General features: G+C 74.0%; 16 protein-coding genes, 1 tRNA gene and 1 pseudogene. 15 read left to right on the top strand and 3 right to left on the bottom strand.

Annotated elements, in window-relative coordinates; all coding sequences use genetic code 11:
* Positions 1 to 393 precede the first annotated feature (393 nt).
* The 4 genes from OG900_26550 to OG900_26565 all read left to right on the top strand — a co-directional run bounded on the left by OG900_26550 (position 394) and on the right by OG900_26565 (position 6,005).
* A complete protein-coding gene (locus OG900_26550) occupies positions 394 to 975 on the top strand; it encodes a CGNR zinc finger domain-containing protein (GenBank protein ID WUH93323.1) in 582 nt (193 codons plus the stop codon).
* A 122-nt stretch (positions 976 to 1,097) separates the two neighbouring features.
* Positions 1,098 to 3,410: a UvrD-helicase domain-containing protein gene (locus OG900_26555; protein WUH93324.1), complete on the top strand. Its 2,313-nt coding sequence runs from the start codon at positions 1,098 to 1,100 to the stop codon at positions 3,408 to 3,410.
* Positions 3,411 to 4,056: 646 nt separating this feature from the next.
* On the top strand, positions 4,057 to 5,508 hold the full coding sequence (locus tag OG900_26560) for an NAD-dependent malic enzyme (protein ID WUH93325.1): 1,452 nt from the start codon (positions 4,057 to 4,059) through the stop codon (positions 5,506 to 5,508).
* A 215-nt stretch (positions 5,509 to 5,723) separates the two neighbouring features.
* Positions 5,724 to 6,005, top strand: a complete 282-nt coding sequence (locus tag OG900_26565; GenBank protein ID WUH93326.1) for an HU family DNA-binding protein — start codon at positions 5,724 to 5,726, stop codon at positions 6,003 to 6,005.
* A 78-nt stretch (positions 6,006 to 6,083) separates the two neighbouring features.
* Here the strand turns inward: OG900_26565 and murA are convergent, their stop codons facing one another.
* On the bottom strand, positions 6,084 to 7,454 hold the full coding sequence (murA, locus tag OG900_26570) for a UDP-N-acetylglucosamine 1-carboxyvinyltransferase (protein ID WUH93327.1): 1,371 nt from the start codon (positions 7,452 to 7,454) through the stop codon (positions 6,084 to 6,086).
* A 233-nt stretch (positions 7,455 to 7,687) separates the two neighbouring features.
* Here murA and OG900_26575 point away from each other — a divergent pair, with 233 nt between their 5' ends.
* From OG900_26575 to OG900_26620, 10 genes and pseudogenes are all read left to right on the top strand, one after another.
* Positions 7,688 to 8,266: a YqgE/AlgH family protein gene (locus OG900_26575; protein WUH93328.1), complete on the top strand. Its 579-nt coding sequence runs from the start codon at positions 7,688 to 7,690 to the stop codon at positions 8,264 to 8,266.
* An 11-nt stretch (positions 8,267 to 8,277) separates the two neighbouring features.
* Positions 8,278 to 8,583 (top strand): DUF3039 domain-containing protein, encoded by a 306-nt coding sequence (locus tag OG900_26580; protein ID WUH93329.1) that lies wholly within the window; start codon positions 8,278 to 8,280, stop codon positions 8,581 to 8,583.
* A gap of 27 nt (positions 8,584 to 8,610) precedes the next feature.
* Positions 8,611 to 9,876, top strand: a complete 1,266-nt coding sequence (locus OG900_26585; protein ID WUH93330.1) for a hypothetical protein — start codon at positions 8,611 to 8,613, stop codon at positions 9,874 to 9,876.
* Between the two features lie 427 nt (positions 9,877 to 10,303).
* On the top strand, positions 10,304 to 11,920 hold the full coding sequence (locus OG900_26590) for a beta-N-acetylhexosaminidase (protein ID WUH93331.1): 1,617 nt from the start codon (positions 10,304 to 10,306) through the stop codon (positions 11,918 to 11,920).
* Between the two features lie 264 nt (positions 11,921 to 12,184).
* Entirely contained in the window at positions 12,185 to 13,057 is an 873-nt protein-coding gene (locus tag OG900_26595) for an FAD binding domain-containing protein (protein ID WUH93332.1), read from the top strand.
* A 569-nt stretch (positions 13,058 to 13,626) separates the two neighbouring features.
* Positions 13,627 to 14,304 (top strand): annotated as a pseudogene (locus tag OG900_26600) ((2Fe-2S)-binding protein).
* Between the two features lie 109 nt (positions 14,305 to 14,413).
* A complete protein-coding gene (locus OG900_26605; GenBank protein WUH93333.1) occupies positions 14,414 to 16,717 on the top strand; it encodes a xanthine dehydrogenase family protein molybdopterin-binding subunit in 2,304 nt (767 codons plus the stop codon).
* Between the two features lie 124 nt (positions 16,718 to 16,841).
* The gene (locus OG900_26610; protein WUH93334.1) at positions 16,842 to 18,473 is read left to right on the top strand and encodes a hypothetical protein; all 1,632 of its coding nucleotides are present in this window, start codon (positions 16,842 to 16,844) and stop codon (positions 18,471 to 18,473) included.
* The gene (locus OG900_26615) at positions 18,473 to 19,036 is read left to right on the top strand and encodes a hypothetical protein (GenBank protein ID WUH93335.1); all 564 of its coding nucleotides are present in this window, start codon (positions 18,473 to 18,475) and stop codon (positions 19,034 to 19,036) included. The genes OG900_26610 and OG900_26615 overlap by 1 nt, the downstream gene beginning before the upstream one ends.
* Before the next feature lie 16 nt (positions 19,037 to 19,052).
* Positions 19,053 to 19,913: a hypothetical protein gene (locus OG900_26620; GenBank protein WUH93336.1), complete on the top strand. Its 861-nt coding sequence runs from the start codon at positions 19,053 to 19,055 to the stop codon at positions 19,911 to 19,913.
* A gap of 13 nt (positions 19,914 to 19,926) precedes the next feature.
* On the opposite strand, the gene OG900_26625 is transcribed toward OG900_26620, so the two are convergent.
* Both OG900_26625 and OG900_26630 read right to left on the bottom strand, forming a co-directional pair.
* Complete coding sequence (locus tag OG900_26625; GenBank protein WUH93337.1) at positions 19,927 to 20,682, bottom strand: isocitrate lyase/phosphoenolpyruvate mutase family protein; 756 nt, start codon at positions 20,680 to 20,682, stop codon at positions 19,927 to 19,929.
* Positions 20,683 to 20,948: 266 nt separating this feature from the next.
* Positions 20,949 to 21,020 (bottom strand) — tRNA-Cys (locus tag OG900_26630).
* Between the two features lie 183 nt (positions 21,021 to 21,203).
* Between OG900_26630 and OG900_26635 the strand changes: the two genes are divergently transcribed.
* Positions 21,204 to 22,754 carry an MFS transporter gene (locus OG900_26635; protein WUH93338.1) on the top strand — a complete coding sequence of 517 codons (1,551 nt, stop codon included), beginning with the start codon at positions 21,204 to 21,206 and terminating at the stop codon, positions 22,752 to 22,754.
* Positions 22,755 to 22,762: the final 8 nt, after the last annotated feature.

Raw genomic sequence — 22,762 nt, forward strand, 5'->3', positions numbered from 1 at the left:
GCTGCCCCTTGCGGTGCGTTGTTTTCCTGCGGCCGCGGTGTGGCTTGTCGCGCAGTTCCCCACGCCCCTGGGTGGGTGCCACTTGCGGTGGCGTTGCTTTTTTCCCGCCTTTTTGGCGGGGCGCGCAAGTCCCCGCGCCCCTCCCTGAAAAACGGTCATCCTCCGGCGCAGAGGCAAGCCCCCTGGCGGGAGCCAACGCCTGACGGCGGGGGACGCAGGCCGAAAGGGGCGCGGGGAACTGCGCGCTCAGCCACAGCGGTGGGAAAGGTGACCGGTCGCCGTAGGGGGCAGCGTCTCCGGGGGTGCGCGGGAAGTGGGGGGTGCTGTGCATGCAAGGCGCTAGCCCCCGACTGGGGGGTACCGGCACTCTGGGGGCGGCGAAGGGAGGGGGCGATGGGGGAGTTGAGGTTCGACGGGGGGCGGGTGTGCCTGGATCTCGTGGCGACGCGGGTGGCGCGGCCGGTCGGGGAGCGGCTCGACCGGGTCGAGCGGGTGGTCGAGTGGGTGTACGGCACCGGGCTGGTTCCGACGGGGACGCCCGTACGGGCGGACCAGGGGTGGGCGCGGGGCCTGACGGACCTGCGCGCGTTACTGGAGGACCTGGTGGGCGCCCAGCTCACCGGCACCCCGCCCCCGCCGGAGGCGGTGGCGCGGCTCAACGAGGTCGCGCGGGCCGCCGCCCCGCCCGCGCCGCGGGCCGTGCTGGGCGCGGACGGCGCCCTGACCAGGGCACTCGCGGCGCCGCCGGACGCGGCCGGCCTGCTCGCGGCGGTGGCGAGGGACGCGGTGGACCTCTTCACCGACCCCGTCGCGCGCTCCCAGCTGCGCCGCTGCGAGGGCGAGAACTGCGCCCTGGTCTATCTGGACACCTCCCGCGGAAGGCGCCGGCGCTGGTGCAGCAGCGAGGTCTGCGGCAACCGCGAGCGGGTCGCCAGGCACCGCAGGCGTACCGGTCCGGCACTGCGCAACGCCTGATCCCTCCGCCCCCCGAGCGAATTGCCCGGGTCGGTCTGATGCGCCGGGTGGGCAGAAGCGCGCAGGTCGCGTACGGTTGCAGGCTGCCCCTCGCACGGAACGGGTAACCGGCGGGGTGGCGCATGACGTACAGACGAAGGGGGTCCTGCGTGGCCGCGCAGACCGCAGTTCAGGACCGGCAGGGGGGCGGCGGAGTCAGGGAGCGGGAGATCGCCGTCGAGCAGCAGCACCTCGACCGGGTCTACCGCCGCCTTGAGGAGAAGATCCACGAGGCGGAGTTCCTGATGAGCGACGCCGCGAAGAAAGGCCATGTGGGGACGCCCGGCGCGCTCGCCGAGCGGGACGCGCAGGTCTTCCGGGCCGGCGTGCACCTGAACCGGCTGAACAACGAGTTCGAGGACTTCCTGTTCGGCCGGATCGACCTGCTGCGCGGCAAGGACGGAAAGAAGGGCGCGGACGGCGCCTTCACCTCCATCGACCCCGCCGACGACGCGATCCGCGACGACGCGACCGCCGACATCGCCGAGACCTTGCACATCGGCAGGATCGGCGTGCTCGACACCGACTACGCGCCGCTGGTCATCGACTGGCGGGCGCCGGCTGCCGCGCCCTTCTACCGGTCGACGCCGGTCGCGCCCGGCCGGGTCGTACGGCGCCGGGTGATCAGGTCCAAGGGGCGCCGGGTGCTCGGCGTCGAGGACGACCTGCTGCGCCCCGAGCTGACCACCGGCCTGCCCGTCGTCGGCGACGGCGCCCTGATGGCCGCGCTCGGCCAGGCCAGGACGCACAGCATGCGGGACATCGTCTCCAGCATCCAGGCCGAGCAGGACATGGTGATCAGGGCGCCCGCCGCGTCCGTCACCGAGGTGACCGGCGGCCCCGGCACCGGCAAGACCGCGGTGGCGCTGCACCGGGCGGCGTACCTGCTCTACCAGGACCGGCGCCGCTACTCCGGCGGCATCCTGTGCGTCAGCCCGACGCCGCTGCTGGTCGCGTACACCGAAGGCGTACTGCCCTCGCTCGGCGAGGAGGGGCAGGTCGCGATCCGCGCGGTCGGCTCGCTGGTCGACGGTGTGACCGCCGATCTGTACGACGAGCCCGCCACCGCCCGCGTCAAGGGCTCCCTGCGGATGCAGAAGGTGCTGCGCAACGCGGCACGGGGCTGCCTCGACCTGGCCCTGGAGGGCCCCGCGACACTGCGGGTGGTGGCCTTCGGGCGGCGCGTCGAGCTGTCCGCCGGCGAGCTGTCCGACCTGCGGCACACCGTGCTCGGCGGCACAGCCCCCGTCAACCTGCTGCGCCCGCGGGCCCGGCGGCTGCTGCTCGACGCGCTGTGGCGCAAGACGGGGCGCCGTTTCGACGACGCCGAACTCGCCGCCGAGGAGCGGCAGGGCTTCGACGAGGACATCTCGACCGAGCAGGACTTCATCGACTTCCTCGACGCCTGGTGGCCGGTCCTTGAGCCGCGCGGCGTGCTGGCCGCGCTCGCCGACGAGAAGCGGCTGGCCCGCTGGGCACGCCGGGTCCTGACGCCGCCCGAGGTGCGGCGGGTGGCGCGGTCGCTGCGCAGGGACGGCTCCAGCGCGCACGACGTGGCGCTGCTGGACGAGCTGGAGATGCTGCTGGGCCCGGCGCCGCGGCCCAAGCAGCGCGAGGCCGACCCGATGGACGAGCTGACCGGCCTGGACGAGGTCACCACCTACGCGGACCGGATGCCGGGCGGGCGGCGCGGCCGCGCTGAGCGCCTCGACGAGGAGCGGACGGAATACGCCCACGTCATCGTGGACGAGGCGCAGGACCTCACGCCCATGCAGTGGCGGATGGTCGGCCGCCGCGGCCGTACGGCGACCTGGACGATCGTCGGCGACCCGGCGCAGAGCTCGTGGTCCGACGTGGAGGAGGCCGCGCAGGCGCGGGACGAGGCCCTCGGCAGCCGGCCGCGGCGCCGCTTCACCCTCACGGTCAACTACCGCAACCCTGCGGAGATCGCCGAGGTCGCCTCGACGGTGCTCGCGCTCGCCATGCCGGGGATGGAGTCCCCGCGGGCGGTCCGCTCCACCGGCATCGTGCCGCGCTACGAGGTCGCGGGCGGCGATCTCGGCGCCGACGTCCGGAGTGCCGCCGCGCGGCTGCTCTCGGAGGTCGACGGGACCGTCGGGGTCGTCGTCGCCATGAACCGGCGGGCGCAGGCCCGCGGCTGGATCGAGGGCCTCGGGGAGCGCGTGGTCGCGCTGGGCAGCCTTGAGGCCAAGGGCCTCGAATACGACGCGACGGTGGTGGTGTCCCCGGCCGAGATCGCGGAGGAGTCCCCCGCGGGCCTTCGCGTCTTGTACGTCGCCCTCACCCGCGCGACCCAGCGCCTCACGGTGCTCGCGACGACCCCCGACGCGCCTGACGCCGCAGGCGTCCCCGACCTCCTCAGGCCCATGTCCTGACCCCACGGTGCGGCTGGGGCCCTGCCCCTTGCGGTGCGGTGCCTTGTCCGCGGCCCGGTGGGGGCTGTGCGCTCCGTTCTCCCCCAGAGCTCCGCCTGGGGGTACCCCCACGCGCCCCTGGGTGGTTGCCCCTTGCGGTGCGGTGCTTGTCTGCGACGCCGTTTTGGCGGGGCGCGCAGTTCCCCGTGCCCCTGGAAAACGGTCATCCTCCTGCGCAGAGGGCCCCTGGCAGGGGCCAACGCCTGGGCGTAGGAGGACGCAGGCCCGAAGGGGCGCGGGGAACTGCGCGGGCGACCACAGCGGCCGGGAAGGCAGGCACGCACCGCAAGGGGCAAGCCACGGCCCCCGCATCGGCAGACGCAGGGGCTGAGGGGCGCCGGCGGGCTCGCGGGCGCCCGCGGGGTGGTGAGGTTGGTGACACCGACCCGCCATGCTCGCCTCGCGGCAAGTGGGCGCTCGAAGCGCCTAAGGTTGGGCCCGGGGGCTTGGATCGGGCCGGTGTCGTACTCAGGCTAACAAACCGTGGGCGGAAGCTCTTCCCGGGTGGGGCAAAAGGCAGAACCGGGGTGTTGCCGTGCCTTCACATCGTGGAAGTAGTCTTCCACGGGTACGAACACCCTCAGGCAGGAACCGGAAGAAGGTCGTCATGGCAACGGCGCCAAGCGTCTCTTACTCGATCACGGTACGGCTGGAGGTCCCCGCGGGGGGGACCGCGGTCAGTGCGCTGACCACCGCCGTGGAGTCGTCCGGCGGGTCGGTCACGGGTCTGGACGTCACCGCGTCGGGGCACGAGCGGCTGCGTATCGACGTGACGGTCGCGGCCAGTTCGACCGAGCACGCGGGCGAGATCGTCGGGAAGCTGCGCGGCATCGAGGGTGTCACGATCGGCAAGGTCTCGGACCGTACGTTCCTGATGCACCTCGGCGGCAAGATCGAGATGCAGTCCAAGCACCCGATCCGGAACCGCGACGACCTGTCCATGATCTACACGCCCGGTGTCGCCCGGGTCTGCATGGCCATCGCGGAGAATCCGGAGGACGCCCGCCGGCTGACGATCAAGCGCAACAGCGTGGCCGTGGTCACCGACGGCTCCGCGGTGCTGGGGCTGGGCAATATCGGGCCGAAGGCCGCGCTGCCGGTGATGGAGGGCAAGGCGGCGCTGTTCAAGCGGTTCGCGGGGATCGACGCGTGGCCGCTGTGCCTGGACACCCAGGACTCCGACGAGATCGTGGCGATCGTCAAGGCGATCGCCCCCGGCTTCGCGGGGATCAACCTGGAGGACATCTCCGCGCCGCGCTGCTTCGAGATCGAGGCGAGGCTGCGCGAGGCGCTGGACATCCCGGTCTTCCACGACGACCAGCACGGCACCGCCATCGTGGTGCTGGCGGCGCTGACCAACGCGCTGCGGGTGGTCGGCAAGCAGATCGGCGACCTACGGGTCGTCATGTCGGGGGCGGGCGCGGCCGGTACGGCGATCCTGAAGCTGCTGATCGCGGCCGGGGTCAAGCACGCGGTGGTCGCCGACATCCACGGTGTGGTGCACGCGGGCCGCGAGGACCTGGTCGAGGCGCCCGCCGGGTCCGCGCTGCGCTGGATCGCCGACAACACCAACCCCGAGGGCGTCACGGGGACGTTGAAGCAGGCGGTGGCCGGCGCCGACGTCTTCATCGGCGTGTCGGCGCCCGACGTGCTGGACGGCGCGGACGTCGCGGGGATGGCGGACGGCGCGATCGTCTTCGCGCTGGCCAACCCCGACCCCGAGGTCGACCCCGCGGTGGCCCGGCAGACCGCCGCGGTGGTCGCCACCGGGCGCAGCGACTTCCCCAACCAGATCAACAACGTGCTGGTCTTCCCCGGCGTCTTCCGCGGCCTGCTGGACGCCCAGTCCCGTACGGTCAACACCGAGATGATGCTGGCCGCGGCCCGCGCGCTGGCGGCGGTCGTCGGGGACGGCGAGCTGAACGCGAACTACATCATCCCGAGCGTCTTCAACGACAAGGTGGCCGGCGCGGTCGCCGACGCCGTACGGGAGGCGGCCAAGGCGCAGGGCCCCGCGGTGGCCGCCGCGGCGTCCGTACCGGCGGGGCACGGGTTGTAGGACGGGAAAGAGCCGGATTCGTATTCCGAGCGTCGAGCATGTGACGACAATCCGTCATCCCCGCCGTGCCGCAACGGTTTTTCCGCGACTCGCGCGGGCAGGCGATTGGCTTTCCGCCCATATATGGGGGCAGGATGCACACCTGGGCAGTGAGGCACACAGCAACAGCTTCGTAGCTCGCGCCCCCATGGCAGAAAGAACACGGGAGTACAGATATGAACCGCAGTGAGCTGGTGGCCGCCCTGGCCGACCGCGCAGAGGTGACCCGCAAGGACGCCGACGCCGTTCTGGCCGCGTTCGCTGAGACCGTCGGTGAGATCGTGGCCAAGGGCGACGAGAAGGTCACGATCCCCGGCTTCCTGACCTTCGAGCGCACTCACCGTGCCGCCCGCACCGCCCGCAACCCGCAGACGGGTGAGCCGATCAACATCCCGGCCGGGTACAGCGTGAAGGTCTCCGCGGGCTCCAAGCTGAAGGAAGCCGCCAAGGGCAAGTAAGCCCGCGAGCGCGTCGAAGGGCGGCCTCCCCGGACCGGGGGAGGCCGCCCTTCCGTGCCGGCGCCGCAGGTCGCGGCGTCAGGCGACCGCCGCGGCCGAGGCCTTCGCGTGCTGCGCGGGCAGGCCGGGCAGTTCGATGTGCGCGCCCAGGCCCTCCAGCTTGGCCAGGAAGTTCTCGTAGCCGCGGTTGATCAGGTCGATGCCGTGCACCCGCGAGGTGCCCTGTGCCGCGAGCGCCGCGATCAGGTACGAGAAGCCGCCGCGCAGGTCGGGGATCACCAGGTCGGCGCCCTGCAGCTTGGTCGGCCCCGACACCACCGCGGAGTGCAGGAAATTGCGCTGCCCGAACCGGCAGGCGCTGCCGCCCAGGCACTCGCGGTAGAGCTGGATGTGTGCGCCCATCTGGCCCAGCGCGGAGGTGAAGCCGAGCCGGGACTCGTAGACCGTCTCGTGCACGATGGAGAGCCCCGCGGCCTGGGTGAGGGCCACCACGAGCGGCTGCTGCCAGTCGGTCTGGAAACCGGGGTGCACATCGGTCTCCAGTGCGATGGCGTTCAGCGGGCCGCCCGGGTGCCAGAACCTGATGCCCTCGTCGTCGATCGCGAAGGCGCCGCCGACCCGCCGGAAGGTGTTCAGGAACGTCATCATCGACCGCTGCTGCGCACCGCGAACGTAGATGTTCCCCTCGGTCGCAAGGGCCGCACTCGCCCACGACGCGGCCTCAAGGCGGTCGGGAATCGCCCGGTGCGTGTAGCCGCCCAGCTTGTCGACACCGGTGATGCGGATCGTACGGTCGGTGTCCATGGAAATGATCGCGCCCATTTTCTGCAGGACGCAGATCAGATCCTCGATCTCGGGTTCGACCGCGGCGTTCGACAGCTCCGTGACGCCCTCCGCGAGCACCGCCGTCAGCAGCACCTGCTCGGTCGAGCCCACCGACGGGTACGGCAGCCGGATCTTGCAGCCGCGCAGCCGCTGCGGCGCCTCCAGGTACTGCCCGTCGGCCCGCTTCTCGATCGTCGCGCCGAACCGGCGCAGCACGTCGAAGTGGAAGTCGATCGGCCGGCCGCCGATGTCGCAGCCGCCCAGCCCCGGGATGAAGGCGTGGCCGAGGCGGTGCAGCAGCGGACCGCAGAACAGGATCGGGATACGCGACGAGCCCGCGTGCGCGTCGATGTCCGCGACGTTCGCACTCTCCACCCGGGTCGGGTCGAGCACCAGCTCGCCCGGCTCCTCGCCGGTGTTGACCGTCACGCCGTGCAGCTGGAGCAGCCCGCGCACCACTCTGACGTCGCGGATGTCCGGCACATTGCGCAGCCGGCTGGGCTCACTGCCGAGGAGGGCGGCGACCATGGCCTTGGGCACGAGATTCTTCGCGCCTCTGACCCGGATCTCGCCTTCGAGGGGGGTTCCGCCATGGACAAGCAGTACATCGGCGATGTCGGTCATGGAACTCGCGATCGTCGGAACGGGTAGTGCCAGGGAGAACAGGGGAAATGGTAATGCGCCCGGCGACCCCTGCCGCTGGGCCGTGCCGACCCCTGCCGTACGGGTGCCGCGGCCCGGCGGCCGGGTGCGTACCACCGAGTACGCCCCCGCGCTGGTCGGGCAGCTGATCCGTACCGGGCCGTATACCCCGTACGACCCTCCGCAGCGGGTCGGCATGCGGGATCATGTGGACCATGACCGAGGTGTCCTCGCTCACCGGACGACTGCTCGTCGCCACCCCGAAACTGGCCGACCCCAATTTCGACCGGGCAGTGGTGCTCCTCCTCGACCACGACGCGGAGGGGTCGCTCGGCGTCGTCCTGAACCGGCCCACCCCGGTCGGCGTCGGCGACGTGCTCCAGCACTGGGCCGCGCTCGCCGTACTGCCGCAGGTCGTCTTCCAGGGCGGCCCCGTCTCGCTCGACTCCGCCCTCGGCCTGGCCGTCGTCCCCGGCGAGCCGCGCCCCGGCGACGGGACCGAGGTGCTGGGCTGGCGCCGGGTGCACGGGGCGATCGGCCTGGTCGACCTGGAGGCCCCGCCGGAGCTGCTCGCCGCCGAGCTGGGCTCCCTGCGGATCTTCGCCGGCTACTCCGGCTGGGGGCCCGGCCAGCTGGAGCGCGAGCTGGTCGACGGCGCCTGGTACGTGGTCGAGTCGGAACCCGGTGACGTGTCCGCGCCGAACCCGGAAAGGCTGTGGCGGTCGGTGCTGCGCAGGCAGCGCAATGAGCTGGCGATGGTGGCCACGTATCCCGACGATCCGTCTCTCAACTAGTCTTGTCTCCTATGAGCACTCTTGAGCCCGAGCGCGGGGCGGGCACCGGCACTCTGGTCGAGCCGACTCCGCAGCTCTCCCACGGTGACGGCGACCACGAGCGCTACGCGCACTATGTCCAGAAGGACAAGATCATGGCGAGCGCGCTGGAAGGCACGCCCGTCGTCGCCCTGTGCGGCAAGGTCTGGGTCCCCGGCCGCGATCCGAAGAAATATCCGGTCTGCCCGATGTGCAAGGAGATCTACGAGGGCATGCCGCTCGGCGGCGGCGGCGGAGACAAGGACAAGTCGGGCAAGGGCAAGGGCGGCAACGCCTGACGCCCTTCCGGCGGACAGGGGAGGCCTGTGGAAGGCGACGAGGGTGACGGGGGCGTGTTCGGTACGCCGGACGCGCCCGACGACGACTCCACCAGCAACGAGCGCGTCCACGCGCTCGTCGGACAGGGCCGCTTCGCGGAGGCGCACGCCGTGGTCGGCGACGCCTTCGTGGAACGCAACGGCAGCGCCGGCTACCTGCTGCGCGCCTGGGTCCTGGCCCAGGAGAACCGCGGGCCCGAGGCCCGCGAGGCCGTCGACTGGGCGCTGGCACTCGCCGGGCCCGCGGAGGCGGCCGACGTCTTCGTCCTGGCCGGTGTGGTCCTTCTCTCACTCGACGAGGCCCACGACGCGCTGATCGTCGCGCTGCGGGCCACCGGGGCCGAGCCGGACGGCTGGGAGCCGGCCGTGCTGCTCTCCGACGTCTACCGGCGGCTCGGCCGCGTCCCCGACGCGGTCGCCGCCGCCCGGCGGGCCGTCGACCTCGCCCCGCAGGAAGCCGAGGCGCAGGTCGCGCTGGCCCGCTCCCTCAGCGCCGGCCGCAGCATCCTGGGCCGCATACCCCGGCGGCTCCGACCCGAGCACCGCACCGCCGTCGAGCGCTCCCTGCTGCTCGGCGCGGACCCCGGGCAGCTCCAAGCCCCCCGGGCCGGCGTCCTCACCGGCGGGCTCGCCGTCGCCCTGCTCTGGGGCATCCAGCTCTACCGCATCGAAACCGGCGACAACTGGCAGTTCATCGCCGCGGGCTTCGTCCTGGTCGCCACGGCGGCACTGCTCGCGGTCGTCGTCCGCGTCCACGCCAGGCGTACGGGGACGGGGGCGCGCGCCCGGCTGCGCGGCATCCGGGCGACCGTCCGCACCGAGCTCGCCGCGGACCCCCGGCTGTGGCAGATCCGCGCCGCACATGTCGGCGCCGCCATTCCCGTGGCGCCGCTGATCACCACCGGGCTCGTCGCCGACCGCGCGTGGCGGCGCGAGCTGTGGCCCCTGTGGGCCGCGGTCCCGGTCACCGCCGCGGGCGCCGCCGCACTCGCCCTCGCCGTCGTCGGCGTCCACTGGTGGTACGGGCCCGAATTCACCCGCCGGACCTTCCTCTTCTCCTGGTTCGGCCGGCTCCAGATCGTCATCCCCGCGCTGCTGCTCGGCGCCACGCTCGCGGCCGCGGTCGCCGGGTCCGCCTCCCGCTCCACCTGGCGCGACCTCGCCCTCGCGCACTTGGGTTGGCTCGTCCTGTCCTGCCTCGCGGCGGCGACCTTCTCGACCCACGCCCGCACCTTGCGCTCCCGGTCACTCTGACCGGCCGCGCCCTTCCCCTGGGCCCCCTCCGGCCCCGCGCCCACCCGGCCCCCGGGCGCCTGCGCCGTGCGGTGCGGGCTTGTCTGCGGACCGGTGGGGGCTGTGCGCGCAGTTCTCCCCCAGCACTTCACCTGGGGGTACCCCCACGCGCCCCTGGGTGGGTGCCTCGTTCTGTCGCGTTCACAGTTGCGGTTCGCTGTGGCTGGTGGCGCAGTTCCCCGCGCCCCTTTGGGGCTCGCGTCCTCTGCCGACCAGGCCTTCGCCCCGGCCAGTGGCTCTGCGCGGAGGGCACGCGTTTTTCAGGGGCGCGGGGAACTGCGCGCCCCGCCGAAGAGGCGCGAAACAAAGCAACGCCACCGCAAGCGGCACTCACCCAGGGGCTCGGGGAACTGCGAGACGGGTCCACCACCGGGGGGAGGATGGGGGTATGGATCTCATCCCGCGGGTGCGGTTGGCAGGGGCGGCGGACGGCGGTTCGGTCGAGCTGGGCGAATCGGTTCGGCTGGACGTGGGCCCAGGCACCGAGGCCACCGCACGGTGGATACGCGGGGTCCTCGCCCCCGCGACAGGCGTGGACTTCCACGAGGCGGGACACGGGGACGGCGTCACCCTACGGCTGGCCGTGGACGCGGGCCTCGGCCCCGAGGCGTATCGGCTGAGCGTCACGACGGGCACCGTCGAGGTCACGGGCGGTGACGCCGCCGGCGTCTTCTGGGGCGCACAGACGCTGCGCCAGCTCCTGGCACCGGCGGCCTTCCGCCGAGCCCCGGCGCCAGGGGCGGCCCCCTGGACCTTGCCGGTCTGCGAAATCGAGGACCGGCCCCGCTTCCACTGGCGCGGCTTCATGCTGGACGTCGCACGCCACTTCATGCCCAAGGACGGTGTCCTGCGCCACCTGGACCTGATGGCCGCGCACAAGCTGAACGTGCTGCACCTGCACCTCACCGACGACCAGGGCTGGCGGCCCGAGATCACCCGCTACCCGCGGCTGACCGAGGTGGGCGCGTGGCGGGAGCGGACGAAGGTGGGCCTGCGGGAGTCCCCGCTGTGGGACGAGCGGCCGCACGGCGGCTTCTACACCCAGGACGACCTGAGGGAGATCGTGGCCTATGCGGCGGCCCGGCACATCACGGTGGTGCCGGAGATCGACATACCGGGCCACTCGCAGGCGGCCATCGCCGCGTATCCGGAGCTGGGCAACACCGACGTCGTCGACACCGCCGCCCTGCCGGTGCTGCCGGAGTGGGGGATCAACCCCAACGTCCTGGCGCCGACCGAGGCGACCCTGCGCTTCTACGAGGACGTCCTGGCCGAGCTGCTGGACGTCTTCCCCGGCACCTTCTTCCACATCGGCGGCGACGAGTGCCCCAAGGAGCAGTGGCGGGCCTCGCCCACCGCGCAGGCGCGGATCGCCGAGCTGGGGGTGGCGGACGAGGACGGGCTGCAGAGCGCGCTGATCCGGCACTTCGACCGCTGGCTGGCGGACCGGGGGCGGCGGCTGATCGGCTGGGACGAGATCCTGGAGGGCGGTCTCGCGGAGGGCGCCGCGGTGTCGTCCTGGCAGGGCTACGCGGGCGGTGTCGCGGCGGCCAGGGCGGGGCACGACGTGGTGATGTGCCCGCAGAGCCAGGTCTATCTGGACTGGCGGCAGGCGGAGGGCCCCGACGAGCCGGTGCCGATCGCCCATGTGCGGACCCTGGAGGACGTCTACCGCTTCGAGCCGGTGCCGGCCGAACTGACCGCGGCCGAGGCGGAGCACGTCATCGGCACCCAGGCCAACGTGTGGACCGAAGTCCTGGACTCCGCGCGGGCGGTGGACTACGCGGTCTACCCGCGGCTCGCCGCACTGGCCGAGGTCGCCTGGTCGGCCTTGCCGCCGCCCGCCGAGCGGGACTGGCCGGACTTCGAGGCCAGGATGCGCACGCACTACGCCCGGCTGGACGCCCTGGGCGTCGAATACCGCCCGCCCGGCGGCCCGCGTCCCTGGCAGCGCCGCCCGGGTGTCCTGGGGCGCCCGTTGGACGGTCCGCCCACGATCGTGTGACCATTCCGCAACTACCGCACCAGGCCGCGGCGGACCTGGCACCGTGGACACGTAACCGCCGTAACGCGTACGAAGGATGGCAATTCCGGCACTGTGCCGTTTTCTCCGGGAGACGTACCATCGCACGCGTGGCGGACGGATCGGTACTTCGTGGACCCTCGCGCCGACCCCGGGGGAAGATGTGCCAGAGTTGCCACGTCCGGGCGCTCAGCACGTACGGTACGGCTACCGCGTGACGGAGGAAGGCCGGGAAGGGGCAGCTGCGTGAGCACGTATGCACAGCAGACCGCGGAGAATGTCACGTTGCCGTCCTCGCTCGACGAGGCGGTGGCGGCGCTCGCCGCCATGCCCAGCGCCGTGCCCGTCGCGGGGGGCACCGACCTGATGGCGTCGGTGAACGCCGGGCTGCTGCGGCCGGCCGCGCTGGTCGGCCTCGGGCGTATCGCCGAGATCCGCGGCTGGCAGTATCTGGACGGCGCCGCGCTGCTCGGCGCGGGCCTGACGCACGCGCGGATGGGCCGCCCCGACTTCGCCGCGCTCATCCCGGCGCTGGCCGCCGCCGCCCGCTCGGCAGGACCCCCGCAGATCCGCAACGCGGGCACCCTGGGCGGCAACATCATCTCCGCCGCGCCCACCGGTGACGCCCTCCCGGTGCTGGCCGCGCTGGAGGCCAGCGTCATCCTCGCCGGGCCCGAGGCCGACCGGGAGGTCCCGGTCAGCCATCTGCTGACCGGAATGGACCCGCTGCGGCCCGGCGAGCTGCTGGCCTTCGTCCGCATCCCGCTGCTGCACGCCCCGCAGACCTTCCTCAAGGCCACCGGCCGCACCGGACCCGGCCGCGCGGTCGCCTCGGTCGCGCTGGTGGTCGACCCGGCCAGGCGCCAGGTGCGGTGCGCGGTCGGCGCGGTCGCCCAGGTGCCGCTGCGCCCGCTGGAGGCCGAGCAGTGGGTCGCCGGCCTGATCGACTGGGACGGCGAGCGCACCCTCGCCCCCGAGGCGTGCACCGCCTTCGGCGAATACGTCGCCGCCGCGTGCATCCCCGACCAGCCCGGGGTCGAACTGCCCCCCGCCGCCGTCCAGCTGCGCCGTACGGTGGCCGCACTGTCCCGCCGAGCGCTCGGGAGGGCCCTGGCATGACCGACCAGCCGCAGCAGCCGGGCCGGCCCGGCAATTCCGGGGCGTGGCAGCCCGTTCCGGGCGGCGGGGACTACGACCCCGACCAGACCATGCACGTCTCCTTCGCCGCGCAGCTCCCGCCGGAGCCGCTCCCCGGCGAGGACCCGCTGAGCGCGCACGGGCCCGTCGGCGACACCGACCCGGCCACCCAGTGGACGATCCCCGTCATAAGGGACGAGCCCGAGGGCGACTCGGGCGAGTATTCGGTCGGCGCCTTCACGTCGTCGTGGGACCGGGCGCCGTCGCCCGCGGCGCCCACGCAGTCCTTCCCGGCCGGGATGTTCGGCCAGGGCGCGGCGGCCGCGCAGGCCGCCGCGGCGGCCCAGGCCCTGCCCCCCGCCGAGCCCGTCGAGGCCGAGCCGGAAGGGCACTGGGCGGCCTTCTCCGGCGGCGACGCGGTGCCGTGGCAGCCGGTCGACCAGACGGCGGCGGAGGCCGCGTGGTCCGCGGTGGTGGACGAGGTGCCCGAGCCCGAGCCGGAGCACGACGCGGCGGCCGAGGCCGACCCGGAGGCCTCGGAGCCCCCGCTCGACCTGGAGCCTCCGCTCGACCTGGAGCCCCCGGCCGAGCCGGAGCCGCAGGCCGAGCCGGAGCCGCAGGCCGAGCCGGAGCCGCAGGCCGAGGCCGAGCCCGAGCCCGTACCCGTCGAGGAGACCCGCAGCGAACACCCGCTGGCCTCCTACCTGCTGCGGGTCAACGGCACCGAGCGCCCCGTGACCGACGCCTGGCTCGGCGAGTCGCTGCTGTACGTGCTGCGCGAGCGCCTCGGCCTGGCCGGCGCCAAGGACGGCTGCGAGCAGGGCGAGTGCGGCGCCTGCTCGGTCCAGGTCGACGGCCGCCTCGTGGCGTCCTGCCTGGTGCCCGCGGCGACCGCCGCGGGCAGCGAGGTCCGCACGGTCGAGGGCCTGTCGGCCGACGGCCGCCTCTCCGACGTCCAGCAGGCCCTGGTGGAGTGCGGCGCCGTCCAGTGCGGCTTCTGCATCCCCGGCATGGCGATGACCGTCCACGACCTCCTCGAGGGCAACCACCGCCCGACCGACCTGGAGACGCGCCAGGCGCTCTCCGGCAACCTGTGCCGCTGCTCCGGCTACCGCGGGGTGATCGAGGCGGTCCGCCAGGTCGTGACCACCCGGGACGCCGAGGATCCGCCGCCCGCCGTCCGCATCCCCGCCCAGCCCGGCCCCACCTCCCCGGAGGCCGCCGTATGACCCGCACCGGCATCCTCGCCCCAGCCGCCGGCGGCCCACCCCCGCAGGGGCGGCCGCGGGCGGGAAGACACAACGGAAGCGCCGCGGGCGCACGCGCGGGAGGCCGGCGATGAGCGTCATCGACGGGCCAGGGGCCGTCGCGGAGAGCCTGGCCGGGGGGCCGCCGCACGGCATCGGCACATCGGTGCCGTCGACGGACGCGCCGGCCAAGACGCAGGGCACGTATCCCTACGCGGCCGACCTGTGGGCCGAGGGGCTGCTGTGGGCCGCGGTGCTGCGCTCGCCCTATCCGCACGCGCGCATCGTCCGTATCGACACCACGGAGGCCGCCGCGATGCCCGGCGTCCGTGCCGTCGTCACGCACGAGGACGTGCCGGGCGACGCCATGCACGGGCGGCTCGTCGCCGACCGGCCGGTCTTCGCCAAGGACATCGTCAGGCACCACGGCGAGCCGATCGCCGCGGTCGCCGCCGACCACCCGGACACCGCGAGGCTGGCGGCCGCCGCGATCCTGGTCGAATACGACGTGCTCGAACCCGTCACCGACCCGGAGAAGGCCTTCGCCGCCGAGCCGCTGCACCCCGACGGCAACCTGATCCGGCACATCCCGCTGCGCTTCGGCGACCCCGACACCGTCGGCGAGGTCATCGTCGAGGGCCTCTACCGGGTCGGCCGCCAGGACCCGGCCCCGATCGGCGCCGAGGCCGGCCTCGCCGTGCCCCGCCCGGACGGCGGCGTCGAGCTGTACGTCGCCTCCACCGATCCGCACGCCGACCGCGACATCGCCGCGGCCTGCTTCGGCCTGGAGGCCGACCACGTCAAGGTCGTCGTCACCGGTGTGCCCGGCGCGATGGGCGACCGCGAGGACTCCGGCATCCAGCTGCCGCTGGGCCTGCTGGCGCTGCGGACCGGCTGCCCGGTCAAATTCGTCGCGACCCGCGAGGAGTCCTTCCTCGGGCACGCCCACCGCCACCCCACCCTGCTGCGCTACCGCCACCACGCGGACGCGGAGGGCCGCCTGGTGAAGGTCGAGGCGCAGATCCTGCTGGACGCGGGCGCCTACGCCGACGCGTCCTCCGACGCGCTGGCCGCCGCGGTGGCCTTCGCCGCCGGTCCCTACGTCGTCCCGCACGTCTTCGTCGAGGGCTGGGCCGTACGCACCAACAACCCGCCGTCCGGGCACGTACGCGGCGAGGGCGCGCTCCAGGTCTGCACGGCCTACGAGGGCCAGATGGACAAGCTCGCCGCCAAAATCGGCCTGGAGCCCGCCGAGATCCGCATGCGCAATGTGCTGGCGACCGGCGACCTGCTGCCCACCGGGCAGACCGTCACCTGCCCGGCGCCGGTCGGCGAGCTGCTGAAGGCCGTGCGCGACGCCGAGCTGCCGCCGCTGCCCGACGGCGACGACGAGTCGCAGTGGCTGCTGCCCGGCGGCACCTCGGGCGCGGGCGAGCCCGGCGCGGTGCGCCGCGGCGTCGGCTACGCGCTGGGCATGGTCCACGTCCTGGGCGCCGAGGGCACCGACGAGGTGTCCACCGCGACCGTGCGGGTCCACGACGGCCGCGCCACCGTCATCTGCGCCGCCGTCGAGACCGGGCAGGGCTTCACCACGCTGGCCCGGCAGATCGTCCAGGAGGTGCTGGGCGTCGAGGATGTCCGCGTCCTGCCCTCCGACACCGACCAGCCGCCCGCAGGGCCCGCCGCCCGCGGCCGGCACACCTGGGTCTCGGGCGGGGCGGTGGAGCGGGCCGCGAAGATGGTGCGGACGCAGCTGCTGCAGCCGCTCGCGGCGAAGTTCGGCATGTCGGTGGAGCTGCTGACCATCGCCGACGGGAAGATCACCTCCTACGACGGGGTGCTCTCCACGACCGTCGCCGAGACCCTCGACGGCAAGGAGCTGTGGGCGACCGCGCAGTGCCGCCCGCATCCCACCGACCGGCTCGACGAGACCGGCCAGGGCGACGCCTTCGTCGGGCTGACCTTCTGCGCCATCCGGGCCGTGGTCGACGTCGACATCGAACTGGGCGCGGTGCGCGTGGTGGAGCTGGCCGTCGCCCAGGACGTCGGCCGGGTCCTCAACCCGCGCCAGCTCGCCGCCCGCATCGAGGCGGGCGTCACGCAGGGCGTCGGCCTGGCCCTCATGGAGGACCTGCGCGCGCCCCGCGGCATCGTGAAGCGCCCCAGCCTCACCGGTTACGCGCTTCCCACCGCCCTCGACGCACCCGACGTGCGGATCGTCAGACTCGTCGAGGAGCGCGACGTCGTGGCGCCCTTCGGAGCCAAGGCGGTCAGCGCGGTGCCCGTCGTGACGTCCCCGGCCGCGGTGGCCGCCGCGGTCCGTGCCGCCACCGGCCGCCCCGTCACGCGCCTGCCCATCCGCCCGCAGGCCGCCATCGTGAAGCCGCAGACGTAGTTTTATTGGTCCCCCGTTGTTCGCCGGAGTGGCACCTGCCCGCTGACGGGCCGTCATACTCAGGGTGACACCAGGTGCACTGCCTGCGCCCGCCGCGGCCGTGCATTCGGACAACGGGGGACGTATGAGCACACCCACCGGGACCGTTCCGCCACCCAGAGAGGGCGCGCGGCCGCCGGCCTTCCGCACCGAGGCGACCCGGCTGCTCAGCGCCGGGGTCTACTTCGACACCGCCTTCCGCACCCGCGTCATCGAGGAGCTGGTCGAGCACGAGGAGCGGCCGGTCGCGCCCTCGCTCGGCATCGACGCGCTGCCGGTCCTGGCCCACGCGCTGCGCGCCCGCCGCCTGGAGGCCGGGACGGGGGCGTGGCTGGCGGTGGTCTGGTTGTTCTTCATCGCCTTCGCGGTGACCGGCGCCGGCTCCGACCCCCTCCTGCGCATCCCCTGGTTCGTGGCCTACGCGCTGCTCTGCGTGATGGCCTGGGCCAGGCGCAGCGCGACCGGGGTGGGCCTGGCGGTCTTCACCTTCGACCGTGCGATGGTCAAGGAGGCCACGCACGGCCGGCTGAAGCTGCTGCTGCCGGTGCTGACCCCCTTCGTGGGCCTGCTCTACGCCGGGGCCGTCGTCTTCATGCTGCTGAGCGGCCGCAACGCGTGGGCGGGCGCGGCCTTCCCCTTCCTGCTCGCGATCCCGGTGTGGGTCCACCGCGGCCGGGTCACCGCCGTGATGTGCGCGGAGCTGGGCCGCGGGCCCTACCCGCACGCGCCCCGCGCGGCACTGGGCGACTCCCCGCAGTGGCGGCGGATCGGCGCCGCCATCGACCGCGAGCAGTATTCGCCGCTGACGATCTACGACCCCTTCCGGCCCTTCATCGGCGCCGGGAAGCCGTACGAACCCTGGTCGCTGGCCATGGAGCTGAAGCCGGTCGAGCAGCGGAAGGATGGCGGGGCCGCGGACGGGCCGCGGCTCACCGGGCGCGAGGTCATCGACCTCATCAAGCCCCGGATGACGGCGCTGCGCGACTCCGCCGCGGCCAGCAGGGACCGGCTGCGCTCGCTGGAGATCGACGAATTCGTCTACCTGCCCGCCGGGTTGCGCCGCGCCGAGGTGGAGTACGCGGCGAGCACCGTCGACGAGCACCTCATGGCCGCGGCGGGCGAGGGCGGCGAGGCACGCAGGCACTTCCTGCGCATCCGGGTCGGCGCCTGGGAGGAGCAGGTCGTCGTCTCCATCCTGGTCCGGGTCCACACCCAGGGCGGCATGCTCGTCCTGGAGGTCGTCCCGCACGTCCTGACCCCCGTGCGGGCGGAATTCAGGGCCGTGGACGTGATCGAGGCGCGCGGCCAGGCCGACCCGGTGCGGCGGGCGCTGCGCAGCCTGCTGGCGAGCCCGGCCGCGGGCCTGGCGGCGGGGGGTTCGCTGGTACGCACCGGCGTCACCGTCTTCCGCACCTGGCTGGCCGACCCGGAGCACGCGTATCCCGACGGGCCGGCCACCTCGGTGCGGGAGCTGGGCAGCGCGCGGGACGTGTCGCTCTTCCAGGAGATGGACATCAGCCGCTACGTGAAGACCGTCCAGGACCGGATCGCCAGCGGCGTGCGGGAGGCGCTGCGGCAGAAGGGCTACGCAACCGGCGAGTTCGAGCAGCAGATCGTCAACGTCAGCGGCGGCGGTGTCTACATCGGCGCGATGAGCGGCGGCGCGGTCGCGACGGGGGAGCGGGCGTCGGCGAAGCACACGGAAGGCGGTGCGTGATGGCGGCGGAACAGGCGGACGGCGCGGAGGACGTGCGGCGGGACGCGGCGGAGCCGCCGCGGGAGGAGGCCCCCGCGGCGCCGGCCGCGGGCGGCATCACGATCGGCGTGATGACCGGCGGGGCGGCGGCAGCCGGGCGCGGCGCCCGCGCCGAGGACCGCGCCCGCCGGGCGGCGGCGCCTCCGCCGGCCCCGCACACCGGTCCGCAGCCGGTCGCGCCGCCCGCCGGTATCGGCGTCGGCACGATGACCGGCGGGGCGGTGGCCGCGGGGCAGGACGCCAGGGCGGTCGACGCCTCGACGCGGTATGTCGACGCGTCCGCGGAGCTGGCCGCCGCCGTCGGCGCGCTGCGCGAGCAGCTGCGGGCGCTGGCGCCCAGCGACGAGACCGCGGAGATCGACGCCGAGCTGGCCGTGGCCGAGCGGGAGATCGCCGAGGGCGGCCAGGTGCGGCGCGACCGGCTGCAAAGGCTGCGCGAGCGGCTCGACCTGGGGGCGTCGGCCGCGGCCGGGCTGGCCTCCGCGGCGGCGGTCGTCCAGGCCTGCCTGCAACTGCTCGGCTGAGAGGGGGGTGTTCCTGATGGCCAGATGGGACGCGGAGAACCAGCGCTGGGTGCAGGACCCGCCGCCAGGGGAGGCCGGCGAGCCGTGGCCGGTGATCGCGCCGCGGACGCCGGGCCTGCTGAGCCGGGCCGGCGGCAACAGCCGGGTGCTGCTGGTGGCCTTCGCCGTGGTGCTGGTCTGCGTGGTGGCCGGCGTCGCGCTGTGGGCGTCGCGGACGGACTCGGGGAGCGGTTCGGGTCCGGCCGCCGGGGCACCGGGCCTAAGCGGCACCGACACCTCGGCCGCCTACTCGACCTATCCGGCCGCGACCGACGACGCGGGCGGGGCCGGCGACTCCGACACGACCGACTACCCGACCACCGACTATCCGACCACCGAGGACCCGACCACCGACTACCCGAGCACCGAGGACCCGACGACGGAACCGCCGCCCGGCTTCGAGCGGTTGCAGGACGTCGCGGGCTTCACCCTCGACGTGCCGGAGGCCTGGCAGCGCAGCGACGGGGGCGCCAGCGTCTACTACGAGAGCCAGGACGCGTCGGGCCTGATCCAGGTATTCGCGCTCACCAGCCCGGAGACGACGCCCTACGACTCCCTGAAGGCGACCGAGGAGACCGTCTCGGGCAACGACCAGTACCAGCTGCTCGGGCTGCGGTACATCATCGACGACGACGCGTCCGACGCCGCCGACCTCGAATACACCTACGTCCGCGACGACGGCAGCACCCGCCACGTCGTCGACCGCGCCTTCACCGGCCCCGACGGCGTGCAGTACGCGCTGCTGGTCGCGGGACCCGACTCCGACTGGCCCACCTACCAGAACGTCTTCGAGGTGCTGCGCGCGTCCTTCTGCCCCGAGGGCTACTGCACCGGGTAGGCCGCCGCCGGCCTCAGCCGGCCATGCCGGCGGCCATCGCCCTGACCGCCTCAAGTGCCTCGGCCTGGAGGCCGCCGCCGAAGGTGACGCGGGTGGCACCGAGGGCGCCGAGTTCGCGGGGGGAGGGGGTGCCGGGCTTGCACAGGGCGTTCAGCGGGACGCCGACGGCGTCGGCGATCGTCGTGAGGTGCGTCGCCGGGGCGAGGATCGGATAGACGCAGTCGGCGCCCGCCTCGGCGTAGAGCAGGGCGCGTTCGATCGCCGCGGCGGGTGTGCGCGGGCCGCGCAGGTACGTGTCCACGCGGGCGTTGACCACCAGCGCGGGGCCGGCGGCCGCGCGGACCGCCGCGAGGCGGTCGGCCTGCCGGGCGGGGTCGACCAGCGTCGCGGCGGACGGGTCGGAGTCCTCCAGGTTGCACCCGGCGGCGCCGGCCTCCAGCAGCCGCTCGACCAGCTCGGCGGCGGGCAGGCCGTAGCCGGTCTCGACATCGGCGGTGACGGGCACGTCGACGGCCCGCGTGATCCGGCGGATCGCGGCGAACATCTCACCGGGCGGCGTCCCCTCACCGTCCTCGTAGCCCAGGCTCGCCGAGATCCCGGCGCTGGGCGTGGCCAGCGCGGGGAAGCCGGCGTCCGCGAAGACCCGCGCGCTGGCCGCGTCCCACGGCCCCGGCAGCACCAGCGGATCCCCGACCGCCCGCCCGTGATGCAGCGCCCGCAGCACGTCCGCGCCCGTCCCCACCGGTGTGTCCTTCGTTCGTTCCGTCATACGCCAGACGGTACGGGGGCCACGGCCTCCCGGAGTGTGCCAATCGCCCCCGGAAAGTGTGGGCCAATCCCCCCCGAGGGCGCCGCCCGGCTGGTCGGATGCCGCCGTGGCGGACGGCGGGCAGGGCGACGAGGTGCACGCCGTCCGCCGCTTCCACTCGGCACGGACGGCCGCGGCCCACTCCCTGCTGGGCGAGCCCGCGGCCCGCGCCTGGCGCAGCAAGGAGAAGGCGGCACCCCGGCCGGGGTGCCGCCTTCTCGTACCGGAGGCCGTGACCGGAATCGAACCGGCGTCACTCGCTTTGCAGACGAGTCCCTCAACCACTCGGGCACACGGCCATGTGCGTGCTCTCTGGTACGACCATGACGGGTGCGGGTGGGCGGGGTCAATGGGGCGGGCGGCGCTGCCATACGACCGCCACACGTCGTTAACAAAACGGCCGGGGGCGTAGGACGGAAGGCGGAGGCGGGTCCGGTCCCGTGGCAGGAGTGAAACGGGCGATTGCCCCTTACGCTGAGCCGGTGACTGTTGCGGAGGAGCGAGCCGGAGAGCGCCTGATACCCGAGGCCGGGACGGGCGGCATCCTGGGGCGGGAATACCGGGCGCTGACGCTCGGGGTGGTCTCGGTGGTGCTGCTCGTGGCCTTCGAGGCCACCGCGGTGAGCACCGCGATGCCCATCGCGGCCAGGGACCTGCACGGGCTCGGACTGTATGCCTTCGGCTTCTCCGGTTACTTCACGACCTCGCTGCTCGCGATGGTCGTCAGCGGCCAGTGGTGCGACCGCAGCGGGCCGCTGCGCCCGCTGACCGCCGGGATCGCGGGCTTCGCCGCCGGGCTGGTGGTCAGCGGGACGGCCGGTGCGATGGGGACGTTCGTGCTGGGCCGGGCGGTGCAGGGCTTCGGCGGCGGGCTGGTGATCGTCGCGCTGTACGTGGTGGTGGGGCGGGCGTATCCGGAGCGGCTGCGCCCCTCGGTGATGGCGTCCTTCTCGGCGTCCTGGGTGGTGCCGTCGATCGTCGGGCCGCTGGTGTCGGGGACGGTGACCGAGCAACTGGGCTGGCGCTGGGTCTTCCTGGCCATCCCGGTGCTCGTGGCGCTGCCGCTCGCGGTGATGCTGCCCGCGCTGCGGCGTACGGTGGCCGCGCCCGAGCAGGACGCCGGGCCGCGGCCCGGCATGGACGGGCGGCGCATCTGGCTGGCCGTCGCGCTGGCCGCGGGCGCGGTGCTGCTGCAATACGCGGGCCAGGACCTGCGCCCGCTGTCGGCGCTGCCCGCGCTCGCCGGCGCCGCGCTGCTCGTACCGGCCGCCCGCCGCCTGCTGCCGCCCGGCACCTTCCGCGCGGTGCGCGGGCTGCCCGCGGTGGTGCTGATGCGCGGCCTGGCGGCGGGCACCTTCGCGGCGGCCGAGACCTTCATCCCGCTGATGCTGGTCACCCAGCGCGGGCTGTCCGCCACGATGGCGGGCCTGTCGCTCGCCGGCGGCGGGCTGACCTGGGCACTCGGCTCCTACCTCCAGGCCAGGCCGCGCTTCGAGCCGATGCGGGAGCGCCTCGTGCAGGTCGGCATGGTGCTGTCGGCGACCGCGATAGCGGCGGTGCCGCTGGCGCTGGACCACGCCGTGCCGGTGTGGATCGTCGCCGTCGCCTGGTGCCTGGCCGGCATGGGGATGGGGATGGTGATCTCCACGCTGTCGGTGCTGCTGATGCGGATCTCGCGTCCGCAGGACGCCGGGACCAACTCCGCCGCCTTGCAGGTCAGCGACGCGCTGGCGCAGGTGGTGCTGGTGGCCGCCGCGGGCACGGCCTTCGCCGCGCTCGGCGGCGGCTCGCTCGCGCCGTCCGCCGCCGCGGGCGGCACGGCGGTGGCGGCCCACCCGGCCGCCTTCGCCGCGGTCTTCCTCCCGGCAGCCCTCCTCGCCCTCGCCTCCACCGTGGCGGCCGCCCGCCTCCGCCCCGCCAAGCGCACCACTAACCCCAACCGCCCCGCGGAAGCGCGCGGGTGTGACGTCGGTCGCACCGGAGCGGGGCCCGGCATCGAAACGGGGGACGCGGGCAGTGGGCCGGTAGGCTGAGGCGGTTT

Source organism: Streptomyces sp. NBC_00433 (genome assembly GCA_036015235.1).
Classification (GTDB): Bacteria; Actinomycetota; Actinomycetes; order Streptomycetales; family Streptomycetaceae; genus Actinacidiphila.